The organism is Microbacterium sp. AB, from assembly GCF_032878875.1.
GTDB classification, from domain to species: domain Bacteria; phylum Actinomycetota; class Actinomycetes; order Actinomycetales; family Microbacteriaceae; genus Microbacterium; species Microbacterium betulae.
Genome location: NZ_CP118157.1, coordinates 775,338 through 790,146, shown reverse-complemented (window position 1 = coordinate 790,146; position 14,809 = coordinate 775,338). Strand labels below are relative to the sequence as shown.

Sequence of the window (14,809 nt, the reverse complement as noted above, 5' to 3'; positions counted from 1 at the left end):
CCCGTCTCGGGCGCTCGGCCTAGGATTGTCGGGTGACTCAGAAAGCGCGCCTCTACTCGGGAATGCAGCCCTCCGCCGACTCGCTCCAGATCGGCAACTACATCGGGGCCCTCCTGCAGTGGCGCGGCATGCAGGACACCTACGACGCGTTCTTCTCCGTCGTGGACCTCCACGCCCTCACGCAGCCCAACGACCCCGCCGAGCTGCGCGAGAAGACCCGCCGCACGGCCGCGCAGTACATCGCGGCGGGCATCGAGCCGTCGAGGTCGACGCTGTACGTGCAGTCGCACGTGCGCGCACACGCCGAGCTCGCCTGGGTGCTGTCGACCATCACGGGGTTCGGCGAAGCCGGCCGTATGACGCAGTTCAAGGACAAGTCGCAGCGGTACGGCGCGGATGCGACGAACGTCGGGCTGTTCACCTACCCCGTGCTCATGGCCGCCGACATCCTGCTGTACCAGACGCACGTCGTCCCCGTCGGCGGCGACCAGAAGCAGCACGTCGAGCTCGCGCGCGACCTCGCCGAGCGCTTCAACGGCCGCTACGGGGAGACGTTCCGCCTGCCGGAGCCGGTCATCCAGAGCGAGACCGCGCGGATCTACGACCTGCAGAACCCGACCGCGAAGATGTCGAAGTCGGCCGAGTCGCACGCCGGCGTGGTGTGGCTCCTCGACGACGTCGACGTCACCGCCAAGAAGATCATGCGCGCCGTGACGGACAACGACGGCGTGGTCGCCTACGACCGCGAGGGCAAGCCGGGCGTCTCGAACCTGCTCACGATCTACGCGGCGCTCACGGGACGCCAGATCCCGTCGATCGAGGACGAGTTCGCCGGCCGCGGCTACGGCGACTTCAAGAAGGGCCTGCGGGACGTCGTCGTGGCCGAGTTCGAGCCCGTGCGCGCGCGTGCGCTCGAGCTGCTGGACGATCCCGCCGAGCTCGACCGCGTCCTCGCCGCCAACGCGGACAGGGCGACGGCCGTCGCCGACGAGACCCTCCAGAACGTGTACGACCGCGTCGGCCTGCTGCGCCGTGCGTGAGCCGCTGATCCTCCGCACCGGACGCCTGACGCTCACCCCGCCCGACGAGGACGACGTCGAGGCGATCCGCCTGGCGTGCCAGGACCCCGACGTGCAGCGGTGGACGACCGTGCCGTCGCCCTACACGCGCGAGGACGCCGAGAGGTTCGTCGAGCTGGTGGCCGGCGGGTGGCGAACCGGCGAGGAGTACAACTGGGCCGTGCGCGACGCGACGGGCCTGGTCGGCATGATCGGGCTCAGCCGCATCTCCGACGGCGCGGCGGAGCTCGGCTACTGGATGTCGGCGGACGCTCGCGGCCGCGGATACGGCACGGAGGCGGGATGCGCCGTGGTCGACTTCGCGCTCGGCCCGATGCGCCTGGAGCGACTCGAGTGGCACGCCGTGGCGGGCAACGAGCCCTCGGCGCGTCTCGCGCGGTCGCTCGGATTCCGCTACGAGGGCACGCGTCGACGCGGCATCCGCACGGCCGGCCGCCGCGAGGACGCCTGGCTGGCGGGGCTCGTCGCCTCCGACGACCGCGCCCCCGTCGGCTGGCCCGTGCTGGACGGCTGACGACGGGGCGAGCACAATGCAGGAATCCTCGGCCGGCCGATCCCCGTGAGCGCCGGAATCGTCCGGCGTGTGCGCGGCGGACACGCGGAGTTCCTGCATTGTGTCCGTCCCAGCCTCGTCGCCGGCCGCACCGACGCACGGCCTTCGCCCGTTCGGGCTGCGTCTCGGGGCGAGCACGACGCAGGAAACCCGCGGTGGGACGCACGCGATCGTCGCATCGTTGCGCTGAGAAACCTGATCGAGGTCGGTGGTCTTCCTGCGTCGTGCTGTGGATCAGAGCCGACCACGCGACGCCAGCAGACCACGCACCGCTTCGACGAGGACGTTCGGCTCGTCGAAGATCATGCGTGCGGTGACCCTCACGCTGACGTATCCGAGCGTGGCCAGCGCGAGATCGCGTCTCCGGTCCTCCGCCTGCGCATTCCACGAGGAGTGGAACTCCCTGCTGTCGCACTCCACGACGATCCAGCCGTCGACGACGAGATCGACCCGGCCGACACCGGATATCCGCACCTGCACATCGATCCGCTTGCCGAGCGACCGGAGCGCCAACCGCGCGAGCGTCTCCGGGCCCGACTCCGCGCGTCCGTCGACGAGTGGTCGAAGAACGCGATACCGGTGGGGAAGCAGAGCGAACACGTCGCCGAGCTCGATCCCATCGATGACGCCGAGATGCAGCGCGCTGTCGATCGTCGCCACGGCATCGCGAGGCGATTGGCAGCGCACGGCGCGCGCGAGAGACGCGACCCTGTCCGTCAGCAGGGCGTGGCCCGGCGCAGGGTCGTCACACCAATGCACCACCACGGCATCCTCGCGGGCACGTCGGCGACCCCGGTCCTGCGGCGAGCGGAGTCGGCTGCCGTTGCGTGGAACCTGCACGTGCAGTCGTGTGTGCTCGCGGACGAAGACGCCACGCTCCCTCATCGCCGACACGCAGTCGAGACGCCCGCCGACGCGCGCTGCGGCGAACGCGCGGGGACCCGCCTCGGCTGACACGTACACGTCGCGCCTCGCGCGGAGGAGAGCCCCGCAGTCGAGCGCACGCACGATTCGCCCACGGCTCATCCCCTCAGCGCGCAGGTCGGCGAACGAGTACGACCGCAACGTCTTCTCCGCCCTGGTTTCGAGGTTCATAGGGGCATCGTCGCCGGGGTCGGTGTCCTCCGACCCGCCCTGTGGAGAGAAGGCTCCGCGACACGCCGGAGGATGCGGTGTGTGCACGCGGTGTCTCTGCCCGCGTCCGGGCGCCGCGGTAGGTTGGCGGTCATGCACGACGATCTCGACGGCGTGCCGCTCGTCGGGGGCAACATGGATCCTGTCGTGCGGATCGGCGACACCGTCCGGCGGACGAAGGGGCCGTGGACCGAGTCTGTGCACAGCCTCCTCGGCACGTACGCCGAGGCGGGGCTCACCGAGACCCCTCGCGCGCTCGGGATCGACGCGCGGGGCCGCGAGATCCTCACGTTCCTCCCCGGCGAGCCGCTGTCGGAGTCCGCGCCGGAGGTCCTCTGGGCACCGTCGACGCTCACCGCCGCGGCCGGGCTGCTGCGACGGCTGCATGACGCGAGCGCGCCTCTCGTCGGAGAGCCCGGCATCTGGCGGATGGAGGACCACCCGCCCACCGAGGTGATCTGCCACAACGACTTCGCCCCCTACAACCTCATCGCCTCGGACGGCCGCCTCGTCGGGGTCATCGACTTCGACATGGCCTCCCCCGGATCGCGGCTGTGGGACCTGGCCTACCTCGCCTACCGCATCGTGCCTCTCGCCGAGGACGCCCGGGGGTTCGACGACGTTCGGTTCGGCGCCCGCGACGACCGGCTCCGCACGCTCGTCGACTCCTACGGTCTCGACGCCTCACCCGACGCGGTCGTCGACGCCGCTGGGCGCAGGCTCGACGCCCTCGCAGCGTTCACCGAACGGCGCGCAGAGGTGACGGGGCGCAGCGACTTCGTCGAGCACGCCGCGATGTACCGGCGCGACGCGGAACGCCTGCGTTCAGGCAACGTCACACGACCTGGTATGTGAAGCCGCGGTGCGATCCGACGGAAAGGCCCCGTGCTCGGATGGCGTGCGACGCCATCCGAGCACGGGGCGCTCAGGGGATGCGGGCTACGCTCGCAGCACGCGACGACGAGCGATCAGCAGCGCGGACCCGGCGATCAGCAGCAGGCCGACGATCCCGCCGAACACGAGCTCCGTTCCGGTCGGAGCGAGCTCCGCGGTCGACGCAGGATCGATCGTGATGCGATCCCAGCCGATGAGCGCGCCCTCGCTGTCGTAGACGGCGATCCTGTGCTCGCCCGTCACGCCCTCCGGCAGCTCGACCACGACGGTGCCGCCCACCGCGACCGTCTCGGTGCCGAGAAGCACCGGCTCGGATAACAGGTGCACGCTGACCTGCTCGCCTGCGCGGTCCGCCCCGACGGTGACCGTCACGCTGCTGCCCTCGGTCGCCGTGTCGGGCACGGTGATCAGCCCCTCGGTCTCCGCGGTGAGGTCGTCTGCGGACGGAGCGTCCGGGCTCCCGGACTCGGCAGGCTCGTCTGCGGGATCTGACGGTTCCGCGGGCTCACTCGGCTCCGCAGGCTCACTCGGCTCCGCAGGCTCACTCGGCTCACTCGGCTCACTCGGCTCACTCGGCTCACTCGGCTCCGCAGGCTCCGTCGGCTCCGCAGGCTCACTCGGCTCCGTGGGCTCCGCGGGCTCACTCGGCTCCGCAGGCTCACTCGGCTCCGCAGGCTCACTCGGCTCACTCGGCTCCGCAGGCTCCGTCGGCTCCGCAGGCTCACTCGGCTCCGTGGGCTCCGTGGGCTCCGCGGGCTCACTCGGCTCCGCAGGCTCACTCGGCTCCGCAGGCTCACTCGGCTCCGCAGGCTCACTCGGCTCCGCAGGCTCCGTCGGCTCCGCAGGCTCCGTCGGCTCCGTCGGCTCCGTGGGCTCCGTGGGCTCACTCGGCTCCGCAGGCTCACTCGGCTCCGCAGGCTCACTCGGCTCCGCAGGGACTTCCTGTCCCGCGAAGTACACGGGAGTGAACGTCTCGAGCGCCGCATCGGCCCCACCGTGCGCGCCGATCGTGAACACGCCACACTGGACGCTGCCGTCGAGGCAGTCCACCGCGTTGCCCGAGGCGCCGGTGAACGTCGACTGCGCCGTCAGGCCGTCGACGCTGAACGCTCCGGCGTCGTCGAGCAGCGCGTTCGCCGCCGCCGCCGTCGCGCTTCCCGGCCATGCCACGAAACGCTGGTTCGACGTGCCGCCGATGTAGTCGTAGTCCTTTCCGATCTGCGCGCCCTCCGAGGGGAAGGCCGTGGCGTACCCGAACAGCACGTATACGCCGTGCGGGTTGGAGTTCTTCTCGTAGCCGGCGCCGGTGACCGTCACCGTGTCGCCGATCTGGAGCTCACGGTCGGGCGCGACCGTCAGCCGCGCTCCCTCCACGGGCTCCTCGACCGCGTCGGATGTGACCGTGATCTCGACGGCCTCGGTCTCCGCGACACCGCTGGCGTTCGTGAACACCGCACGGAAGGTGTGCGTGCCCACCGCGAGCCCGGCCGCCTCGTACGACGGGGATGTGGCGCCCGCGATGTCCTCCCATCCGCTCTCGCCGAGACTCTGCCACTGCGCGCTCGGCGCGGGGGATCCGACGGCGCTCGCGGTGAGCGTCACGGAGCCGCCCTCCTGGACGGTGACCGGCGACGGCTGGACGGTGATCGTCGGCTCGCCAGGGGTGAAGTGATCCTCACCGTCGCCGAGCGGATCGAGAGGATCGATCCGCGCGCCTTCGGCGGACGCGCCCTCCGTGCTCGTGGCGAACCTCACCGTCACGGACTCCGGAGCCTTCTCCGGGTCGCGCGTGCTCCCGCTGGCGAGGAACCACGCCCGGTTCCCGTCGCTCAGGTAGTCGACGAAGGACGCCGGGAAGCTGTTCGGGTAGACCGTCGAGTCCGCCAGGCCGGGCTTCGTGTACGCACGCCCCGCCCATTCCGGCGTTCCGGTGACGGTCGTCGTGGTCTCTCCGGCCTCGACGTCGACCGACGAGAACGTCGCGATCACGACACGGGTGTAGCTCTCCGCCACGGAGCCGCTCCACGATCCGCCCCCGTCGTTCCAGGCGACCTCCGCCGTGAGCGTGGCACGTCCGTCGGCGGCGACCGCGAGATAGGGGTTCGAGAAAGCGAGGTAGAGCCCGGCGTACCCGCCGTAGGGCCGGTAGATCGCGGTGCCGTCCCAGAGGATCTGCGTCTCACCGGTCTCGGCGTTCGTCCATCCCGTTCCGGCGCCGAAGGCGAAGCCGCCGTCGTCCGCCAACGCGACGTCCGTCCCGGCGACGGCCCTCGCCCACTCGTGCGAGTAGGCCGAGAGGTCGAGTCCGTACGTGGCGTCCGAGACGACCGTCGCCCCCTCGACCGCCGCGCCGATCTGCACGTCGGACGGCGTCATGACGCTCAGCTCTGCCGCGTCGGTGGCGACCTCGGCGTCCCCGGCGCGGAAGATCGCTCGGAAGCGCGCACCCTGATCGTCCGCGGATGCCGCGAACACCAGCTCGGCGGACGTCGCCCCGGCGATGTCCGCCCAGGTGTCACCGTCCGTGGAACGCTGCCACTGCACGCTCGGCGCGGGGTCCGACTCGGCTTCCGCGCGGAAGGTGACCGTCTCGTCGACGGTGGCCCGGGCTGCGGACGGCTGCGTGACGACGGAGATCCCGACGTCGCTCTCCTGCTCGTCAGCGATCCTGATCATCGTCACGGCGCTGGCCGTGGACCCGAGAGAATTGCTCACGCGGTACCGCCACAACGCGTCGTAGCCCGCGTCCGGGATGGACACGGAGACCTCTGTCCGGGAGAACGCCGACGTCGTCAGCAGTGCGGGGTCCGCCTCCTCGCGCACCGACGGAGCGACGCCGTCGAGCGGTTCCGAAAGCTCGGGCAACGCATACGTGACGTCGCCGATGTCGTCGACGGCGGTCGACCACTCGGCGCCGCGCTCGGCCCACGAGTCGCCGTCGTCGAGGCTGTACTCCCACACCGCGGTGAGGGATCCGGTGCCTCGCGCGGCCAGGCCGAAGGTCACGCCGTCGCCGCGGCTGGCGACCTCCAGGCTCGGTGTCGTGTTGGGCTCGGCGCGCGAGAGCAGCGATGTGCGATACCGGTAGACGGTGCCGTCGATGTCCGACAGGAACGTCGTCGACGGCGACCAGGCGAGCGCCGACCGCAGCGATCCGGGCAGGACGGTGCCGGGCGGTGTCAGGGCGGGGCGCTCCGCGCCGTCCGTCGTGGCGATACGGGCGACACCGTCGCCCGTATCCGTGACGATCTGCAGTTCGTCGATCGCCTCGACGAACTGCAGGGACGCCACGCCTTCGCCGGCGGACGTCGTCGTGATGACCGACGGGTCACCGGAGGTCGAAAGGAGCGCCACGTCGCCGTCCGCATCGGCGATCGCGGTGAGTCCGTAGACGAGCGCCCAGTCGGTGGCCACGCCGAGCTCCGGCACGTCGACACTCCGCTGCTCCGTCGGGGAGTAGATGGAGACCGTGTCGAAACCGCCCTCCCGGCTGGAGAAGACGTTCCCGTACGAGTCGATGGAGAACGAGCGCTCCACGCCGGAGAACGGCAGGACGATCGGAGCCCTGCCTGTCTGCGCGACCATGTCGCCGTCGATGCGCTGTCCGATGTAGACCGGCTCGCCGTCCTGCTCCGAGCGGTACACGAGCAGGCTGCCGGGGACCAGCAGCGAGACGTCCTCGAACGCGACGCCCGTGGTGCGGGCGAAGTCCTCCGCGTCGACGACCTCGACGGTCACCTCGTCGGCAGAGCCGAGCGAAGTGGTGCTGGGCGTGACCAGGCGCACGACGACAGGCTCGCCCTCCTTCTCGCCCGTGACGTACACGACCATCGGGAAGGGCGAGGAGCCGCTGTAGTCGACGAAGTGCGATCCGTACGAGACCGAGTCGAGGTGCTCCGACAGGTCGAAGGACGACTGGAGCTCGCCGGTCGTCTCGTCGACGACCTCGAGCGAGACACGGTCCGCGCTCGGCTCGACCACAGCGCGGAGCGAGCGGCGAGCGGCGGAGAGCGGAGAGGACGTCGCGCCCGTCAGAGGCACGATCTCGGCGTCGGCGACGATGTCGCTGGCCGACACCGCTGAGGTCTCGAAGACGGCGTAGGGAAGATCGGCGGCGGGGGCCGCAGCGGCGGGGGCCGCGGCCGTGACGCCGAGGAGCGCCACGAGGGAGGTCGCCAGCACGGGTATGTGCCAACGGCGTGACAGAGATTGCAAGGTGGTCCTTCCGGGTGAAAAGGGGTCGCCGAGCACCCCCGATCGGGGGAGGCGGGTCGCACGAACGGACGCGATGGTTCCAGGGTGACGTCGACGTCGTGCTTTGGTAAGCCTAACCTAAACTATGCGTCTCCTGGGAGGGTGCTCCACGGCTCCGAGCTTGCGAGGGTCGGTGCCGACCGTGAGGATGGGCGCATGCCCGAGATGCCGGAGGTCGAAGGACTCGCGCGATTCCTGCGCGGCCGCGTCGTGGGGCTCGGCATCACGAAGGCCCGCGTCGCGGCGATCTCGGCGCTCAAGACCTATGACCCGCCGATCGACGCGCTCGTAGGCGCTCGCGTGGAGGACGCGCGACGCCACGGGAAGTTCGTCGACCTCGTGCTGGAGGGCGGCCTGAATCTCGTCTTCCACCTCGCGAAGGCCGGATGGCTGCGCTGGCACGCGGCTCTTCCCGAGACGGTCGTCAAGCCGGGGCGCTCCCCCATCGCCCTGCGCGTCGGCTTCGACGACGGCTCCGGGTTCGACCTCACGGAGGCCGGCACGAAGAAGTCGCTCGCGGTGTACGTCGTCCGCGATCCCTCCGACGTCCCCGGCATCGCCCGCCTCGGCCCCGATCCGCTCGACGAGGGCTTCGATCGCGACGCCTTCGCCGCGCTCCTCGAAGGACGCCGCACGCAGATCAAGGGCCTGCTGCGCGACCAGTCGGTCATCGCAGGCATCGGCAACGCCTATTCCGACGAGATCCTCCACGCGGCGCGGATGTCGCCGTACGCGCTCGCGGCGAACCTCGACGGCTCCGAGGTCGACGGGCTCTACGAGGCGATGCGGACGACGCTCGCGGACGCCGTCGCGACGGCAGCGGGGAAGCCGCCGGCCGAGCTCAAGGACGCGAAGCGGCGCGGGATGGCCGTGCACGCGCGTTCGGGCGAGACCTGCCCCGTGTGCGGCGACACGATCCGCACGGTGTACTTCGCCGACACCGACTTCCAGTACTGCCCGACGTGCCAGACGGACGGGAAGATCCTTGCCGATCGCAGGCTGTCGCGCCTGCTGAGATAGCACGGACCCCGCACGATCCTCGCCCCCCTCGCCGAAACGCAACGACTCATGCGCCGCCGGGAATAACGCGGGTGGACCGCGGTTGATTATGCTGAGACCAATACGTGCTCCGGGGTCGGTGAGAATCCGAACCGGCGGTGACAGTCCGCGAACCTCAGCCATCCGGCTGAGGCCGATCCGGTGGAAGTCCGGGACCGACGGTGATGCGAGGCGAGAGCCTCGCGAGTCCGGAGGAGAGGCAGCACGCAGCGGATGCCCCTGGCGGGCGCCGTTCGCGAACCCCGGCACGACGAGACGGAGGTTCGGATGGCGTTCAGCGAGGCGGAGCAGCGGGCGATGGCCCGGGCGCTCGAGCTCGCCCGCCGCGGACCCCGCAGCCGCAACCCGCAGGTCGGAGCCGTCATCCTGTCGCCGTCCGGCGACGTGATCGCGGAGGGCTGGCATCGGGGCGCGGGCACGGCGCACGCCGAGGTCGACGCCCTCTCGCATCTCGAGGGAGACGCCGCCCGCGGGGCCACGGCGGTCGTGACGCTCGAGCCGTGCAACCACACGGGCCGCACGGGCCCGTGCGCGGCGGCGCTCATCGCCGCGGGCGTCGCCCGTGTCGTCTACGCCCTCGACGATCCCGGCGACGTCGAGGGCGGAGGCGGCGAGCGCCTGCGCGCCGCGGGCGTGAGCGTCGAGAGCGGCCTGCTCGCCCCCGAGGCCGCCGGCCTGCTCGCGTCGTGGCTGACGGCCCGTGCGCTCGGCCGCCCGCACGTCACGGTGAAGTGGGCGCAGAGCCTCGACGGGCGCGCGGCGGCGGCGGACGGCACGAGCCAGTGGATCACGGGCTCCGAGGCACGGGCGGATGTCCACGCACGACGGGCGCAGGCGGACGCCATCGTCGTCGGCACGGGGACTCTGCTCGCGGACGACCCCGCGCTCACGGCGCGCGACGGCGACGCCCTCTTCGCCGCCCAGCCGGTCCCCGTCGTCATCGGATCGGCGCCGATCCCGGCGCACGCGGCCGTGCTGCGGCATCCGCGCCCGCCGCTGCACCATCCGACGCGCGACCTGACCGCTGTGCTCGACGACCTCCACGACCGAGGTCTGCACCGTGTCTTCGTCGAAGGCGGCCCGACGCTCGCGAGCGCGTTCATCGCCGCCGGCCTCGCCGACCGGCTGCTCGTCTACGTCGCGCCGACCCTCCTCGGAGGCGACCGGCTCGCCCTGTCCGATGTCGGCGTCGGCACCATCTCCGAGCAGCGGCGCCTCACGGTCGAGAGCATCGAACGTCTCGGCGACGATCTGCTGGTCGTCGTCGCACCGGATCACGCCCCTGAAGGAGGCAGCTGACATGTTCACCGGCATCATCGAGGAGATCGGCCACATCACGGCCATCGAGCCCTCGGGGGACGGGGTGCGCCTCACCCTGCAGGCGCCGACGGTAGTCGCCGACGCGCACCACGGCGACTCCATCGCCGTCAGCGGCGTCTGCCTCACCGTCGTCGACTGGACGCCCGACGGCTTCACGGCCGACGTCATGCGTCAGACGCTCGACACGTCCACGCTCGACGGGGCGTCCGTCGGGACGGCCGTCAACCTCGAGCGGGCGACCGCGTCGGGCGGACGCCTCGGCGGTCACATCGTGCAGGGGCACGTCGACGGCACGGGCGCCGTGATCGGCGTGCGCCCCGGCGCCGAGTGGCGCGTCGTGCGCGTCTCCCTGCCCGTCGCGCTCGCCCCCCTCGTCGTCGACAAGGGCTCCATCGCCGTCGACGGCGTCTCGCTCACGGTCAGCGCCGTGAGCGCCGCGGACGAGCCGAACCCCTGGTTCGAGGTGTCGCTCATCCCCGAGACGCTCGAGGCCACCACCCTCGGCGAGCGCCGCGTCGGAGACGCCGTCAACCTCGAGACCGACATCCTCGCCCGCCACGTGCAGCGTCTCCTCTCGTTCCGCGCGCAGGAGCCGATCGCGACGTCCGCCGCGGCATCGGCGACGCCGCCCCCCACGGCCGCCTCCGCGCAGCGCGCCGCGGGCACGGGGCCCGGGATGTCCTTCGCGACGTACGACGTGCCCGCCGCGGACTTCGTCGTCCTGCGCCCGACCCCCGAAGGAGGCTCGCGATGAGCCTTGCCAGCCGGCTCTCGGCCATCCCCGAAGCCCTCGACGCCCTGCGTGCCGGCCGCCCCGTCATCGTCGCGGACGACGAGGGCCGCGAGAACGAGGGCGACGTCATCCTGTCGGCACAGCTCGCGACGCCCGAGTGGATCGCCTGGGCCGTGCGCTTCTCATCGGGCTTCCTGTGCGCCCCGATGCCGCAGGAATGGGCCGACCGCCTCGACCTCGCGCCCATGGTCGCCGTGAACGAGGACGCGCGCTCGACCGCGTACACCGTGAGCGTCGACGCGGCGGACGGCGTGACGACCGGCATCAGCGCGCACGACCGCGCCCGGACCGTCAACGTGCTCGCCGACCCCGACGCGACGCCGACGAGCGTGATCCGCCCCGGCCACGTCCTCCCGCTGCGCGCCGTGCCCGGCGGGGTGCGCGAGCGCGCGGGACACACCGAGGCCGCCGTCGACCTCATGCGCCTGGCCGGGCTCGCGCCCGTCGGCGTCATCGGCGAGATCGTGGCCGAGGACGGCGACATGATGCGCCTGCCGGGCCTGCTGGACCTCGGCGAACGCGAGCGGATCCCGGTCGTCACGATCGAGCAGCTCATCGCCTACCTCGGGGAGGTCGAGCCGGCGGGCGAGGAGGTCACGCCGTTCCGCCGTCAGGTGAGCCTGCGCGCGGACTCGACCGTCCCCACCGCGCACGGCACCTTCCGCTTCCTCGCCTACAAGGACCGCGCCACGGGCACCGATCACCTCGCCGTCGTCAAGGGCGACCTCTCCGCCGACGCACCCCTCGTGCGCGTGCACTCGGAGTGCCTCACGGGCGAGGCGTTCGGCTCGCTCAAGTGCGAGTGCGGTCCCCAGCTCGACGCCGCCCTCGACACGATCGAGCAGGAGGGCGGCGTCGTCATCTACATGCGAGGACACGAGGGGCGCGGCATCGGCCTCATCAACAAGCTGCGCGCATACGCCCTGCAGGAGCGCGGATACGACACCGTCGACGCGAACACGGCGCTGGGGCTGCCTGCCGACGCGCGGGACTACGCGGCGGCGGCGGGCATCCTCGCCGACCTCGGCATCGCGAGGCTGCGCCTGCTGACGAACAACACCGACAAGGTCGCCCAGCTGCGCGGCCTCGGCATCGACGTCGTCGAGCAGGTCCCCCTCATCGTGGGCGTCGGCCCCAACAACCACCAGTACCTCGAGACGAAACGCGACCGGATGGGCCACGTCATCGGCGAGGAGGCGCTCGCTGCGGCGATCGCCCAGATGCACGAAGGAGCAGACAAGTGAGCGGCACGGGCGCACCCGCACAGGGAGACATCGACGCGACGGGCGTGAAGGTGACGGTCGTGGCCGGCACGTGGCACGAGGAGATCACCGCGGGGCTCATCGCGGGCGCGCAGCGCGTCCTCGACGCCGCCCGCGCCGATTGGGAGATCGTCCGCGTGCCGGGGTCCTTCGAGCTCCCCGTCGTGTCGAAGGCCGCACTGGACTCGGGGGCCGACGCCGTGGTCGCGCTCGGCGTGATCATCCGCGGCGGGACGCCGCACTTCGAGTTCGTCTCGTCCGCCGCGACGGACGGCCTGACGCGCGTGGCCGTCGACACGGGAAAGCCCGTGGGGTTCGGCGTGCTCACCCTCGACGACGAGCAGCAGGGCCTCGACCGCTCGGGCCGCCCCGGATCGAAGGAGGACAAGGGCGCGGAGGCGGCGGACGCCGCACTGCGCACGGCGCTCGCGCTCCGTTCGATCCGCGGCTGACTTCTACGTAGGGTAGAAGGATGGAGATCCTGGGCAGCATCGTCCTCGTCGTCCATCTCGCCGGATTCGCCGCCCTCTTCGGCGCCTGGCTCGTCGAGATCGTGAACCGCCGCACGAACGTGACACGTCTCATGCAGTGGGGTCTCGTCGTGACGCTCGTCGCCGGCCTCGCCCTCGCAGCACCCTGGGGCATCCATCACGAGCTCGACTACGCGAAGATCGGCGTCAAGCTCGTGATTCTCGTCGTCATCGGGGCGCTGCTCGGCATCATCGGGGCGCGGCAGAGGCGCGGCGCGAGGGTCGCCGCGCCGCTGTTCTGGGCGATCGGCGTCCTGACTCTCGGCAACGCCGCCCTCGCCGTGATCTGGTGACCTCGCCGGGCTGAGCATTCCGCACAGCCGCCGTCGCGAACGCGAGCCTCTCGCTGTGCAGGTCGCACGCGCGAGGAGGCCGTCGTGCCCGGATTGCTCAGAAGGGGTACGATTGCTCTTCGTGCTCCGACAGGCGCCGAAAGCGGTCGTCCCCGATCAGCGCCTCTCGACGCACGGCAATCTCCCCCGGCGGTCGCACCGCACGGGCGACACCGGCTCCCTCCCGACAGGCACTCCATGACATCCACCGCCGCATCCGCGCCCACACCCTCGAAGCCCGCCAACTCGCGCGGCCGCGTCATCACCGCGAGCCTCGTCGGCACGACGATCGAGTTCTACGACTTCTACGTGTACGCCACGGCCGCCGTCCTCGTCTTCCCCGTGCTGTTCTTCCCGACCGGCAACGACACCACCGCCCTGCTCGCCTCGTTCGCGACGTTCGGGGCGGCGATGCTCGCACGGCCCGTCGGCGCGATCGTCTTCGGGCACTTCGGCGACACCTTCGGCCGCAAGGCGACGCTCGTCGCATCGCTCCTGACGATGGGCGTCGCCACCTTCCTCATCGGGCTGCTGCCCACCTTCGACAACATCGGGCTCTGGGCGCCGTTCCTGCTGCTCCTCATGCGCCTCGCTCAGGGCTTCGCGCTCGGCGGCGAGTGGTCGGGAGCGGCGCTCGTCGCCACCGAGAACGCCCCGCAGGGCAAGCGCGCGCTCTACGGGACCTTCCCTCAGCTCGGCGCGCCCATCGGCTTCATCATCGCGAACTCGCTCTTCCTCGTCATCAACTTCGTGCTGCCGGGCGAGAACGGCGCGCCGTCGGAGGCGTTCCTCACGTGGGGCTGGCGCATCCCGTTCCTCTTCTCCGCCGTCATGGTCATCATCGGGCTGTGGGTGCGCCTCAAGCTCGTCGAGTCGAAGTCCTTCACGAAGGCCGAGAAGACCGGCACGATCACGAAGTTCCCCCTCGGGCAGACCGTCAAGAGGCACTGGTGGGCGCTCATCCTCGGCACGTTCTACATGCTGGCGACGTACGTGCTCTTCTACCTGATGACGAGCTTCACGCTGTCGTACGGGACGCGTCCGGCGGACGCCGACGTGCCGGGCCTCGGGTTCACGTACGTCGACTTCGTGCTCATGCAGATCATCGGCGTGGTGTTCTTCGGCATCTTCACGCTCGTGTCCGGACCGCTCGCCGACGCGATCGGACGTCGAAAGCTGCTCATCGGGGTGACGGCGGCGATCATCGCGTTCGGCTTCGTGTTCGTCGTGTTCCTCCTGCCGCAGGGCGATGAGGCCGTGACCCGCACGCTCGTGCAGACGTTCCTCATCCTGGGCTTCCTCCTCATGGGGATGACCTTCGGCCCGATGGGCGCGCTCCTGCCCGAGCTGTTCCCGACGAACGTCCGCTACACGGGGTCGGCGATCTCGTACAACGTCGCCTCGATCCTCGGCGCCGCGCTCGCCCCCATCGTCGCCGTGTGGCTGTGGGACATCGGGCAGGGCAACCCGTGGCTCGTGGGCGTCTACCTCTCCTTCGCGGGCGTGCTGACGCTCATCGCGCTCCTCCTCGGCAAGGAGACGAAGGACGTCGACCTCGACGACGACGCCGCCGTGGAGGCTGCCGGGCGTCGCTGAGGC

The 14,809-nt window shown here is 71.2% G+C and carries 11 protein-coding genes, 1 pseudogene and 1 riboswitch; of the genes and pseudogenes, 10 read left to right on the top strand and 2 right to left on the bottom strand.

Going from position 1 to position 14,809, the window contains the following annotated elements; translation table 11 throughout:
• The first annotated feature begins 32 nt into the window (after positions 1-32).
• Both trpS and N8K70_RS03575 read left to right on the top strand, forming a co-directional pair.
• Positions 33-1,040, top strand: a complete 1,008-nt coding sequence (gene trpS, locus N8K70_RS03580) for a tryptophan--tRNA ligase (RefSeq protein ID WP_317140243.1) — start codon at positions 33-35, stop codon at positions 1,038-1,040.
• A complete protein-coding gene (locus tag N8K70_RS03575; protein ID WP_317140242.1) occupies positions 1,033-1,593 on the top strand; it encodes a GNAT family N-acetyltransferase in 561 nt (186 codons plus the stop codon). The genes trpS and N8K70_RS03575 overlap by 8 nt, the downstream gene beginning before the upstream one ends.
• Positions 1,594-1,866: 273 nt before the next feature.
• On the opposite strand, the gene N8K70_RS03570 is transcribed toward N8K70_RS03575, so the two are convergent.
• Positions 1,867-2,727 carry an endonuclease domain-containing protein gene (locus N8K70_RS03570; RefSeq protein ID WP_317140241.1) on the bottom strand — a complete coding sequence of 287 codons (861 nt, stop codon included), beginning with the start codon at positions 2,725-2,727 and terminating at the stop codon, positions 1,867-1,869.
• A gap of 132 nt (positions 2,728-2,859) precedes the next feature.
• On the opposite strand from N8K70_RS03570, the gene N8K70_RS03565 reads away from it, so the two are divergent.
• Positions 2,860-3,621, top strand: a complete 762-nt coding sequence (locus N8K70_RS03565) for a phosphotransferase (RefSeq protein WP_317140240.1) — start codon at positions 2,860-2,862, stop codon at positions 3,619-3,621.
• Positions 3,622-3,705: 84 nt separating this feature from the next.
• Here the strand turns inward: N8K70_RS03565 and N8K70_RS03560 are convergent, their stop codons facing one another.
• Positions 3,706-7,842, bottom strand: coding sequence for an immunoglobulin domain-containing protein (locus N8K70_RS03560; protein ID WP_317140239.1), 4,137 nt, complete (start codon positions 7,840-7,842; stop codon positions 3,706-3,708).
• 228 nt (positions 7,843-8,070) lie between these two features.
• Here N8K70_RS03560 and N8K70_RS03555 point away from each other — a divergent pair, with 228 nt between their 5' ends.
• From N8K70_RS03555 to N8K70_RS03525, 7 genes and pseudogenes are all read left to right on the top strand, one after another.
• Positions 8,071-8,934, top strand: coding sequence for an Fpg/Nei family DNA glycosylase (locus tag N8K70_RS03555; protein WP_317140238.1), 864 nt, complete (start codon positions 8,071-8,073; stop codon positions 8,932-8,934).
• A gap of 100 nt (positions 8,935-9,034) precedes the next feature.
• Positions 9,035-9,183: riboswitch (FMN riboswitch) on the top strand.
• Positions 9,184-9,240: 57 nt separating this feature from the next.
• Positions 9,241-10,272, top strand: a complete 1,032-nt coding sequence (gene ribD / locus N8K70_RS03550; RefSeq protein ID WP_317140237.1) for a bifunctional diaminohydroxyphosphoribosylaminopyrimidine deaminase/5-amino-6-(5-phosphoribosylamino)uracil reductase RibD — start codon at positions 9,241-9,243, stop codon at positions 10,270-10,272.
• A 1-nt stretch (position 10,273) separates the two neighbouring features.
• Positions 10,274-10,903: pseudogene (locus tag N8K70_RS03545) on the top strand (riboflavin synthase); the annotation flags it as partial.
• 140 nt (positions 10,904-11,043) lie between these two features.
• Entirely contained in the window at positions 11,044-12,330 is a 1,287-nt protein-coding gene (gene ribA / locus N8K70_RS03540) for a GTP cyclohydrolase II (protein WP_317140236.1), read from the top strand.
• The gene (gene ribH / locus N8K70_RS03535) at positions 12,327-12,800 is read left to right on the top strand and encodes a 6,7-dimethyl-8-ribityllumazine synthase (RefSeq protein ID WP_317140235.1); all 474 of its coding nucleotides are present in this window, start codon (positions 12,327-12,329) and stop codon (positions 12,798-12,800) included. The genes ribA and ribH overlap by 4 nt, the downstream gene beginning before the upstream one ends.
• Positions 12,801-12,820: 20 nt before the next feature.
• Positions 12,821-13,171, top strand: a complete 351-nt coding sequence (locus N8K70_RS03530) for a Fe-S protein (protein ID WP_317140234.1) — start codon at positions 12,821-12,823, stop codon at positions 13,169-13,171.
• 237 nt (positions 13,172-13,408) lie between these two features.
• On the top strand, positions 13,409-14,806 hold the full coding sequence (locus N8K70_RS03525; protein ID WP_317140233.1) for an MFS transporter: 1,398 nt from the start codon (positions 13,409-13,411) through the stop codon (positions 14,804-14,806).
• The last annotated feature ends 3 nt before the right edge of the window (positions 14,807-14,809 follow it).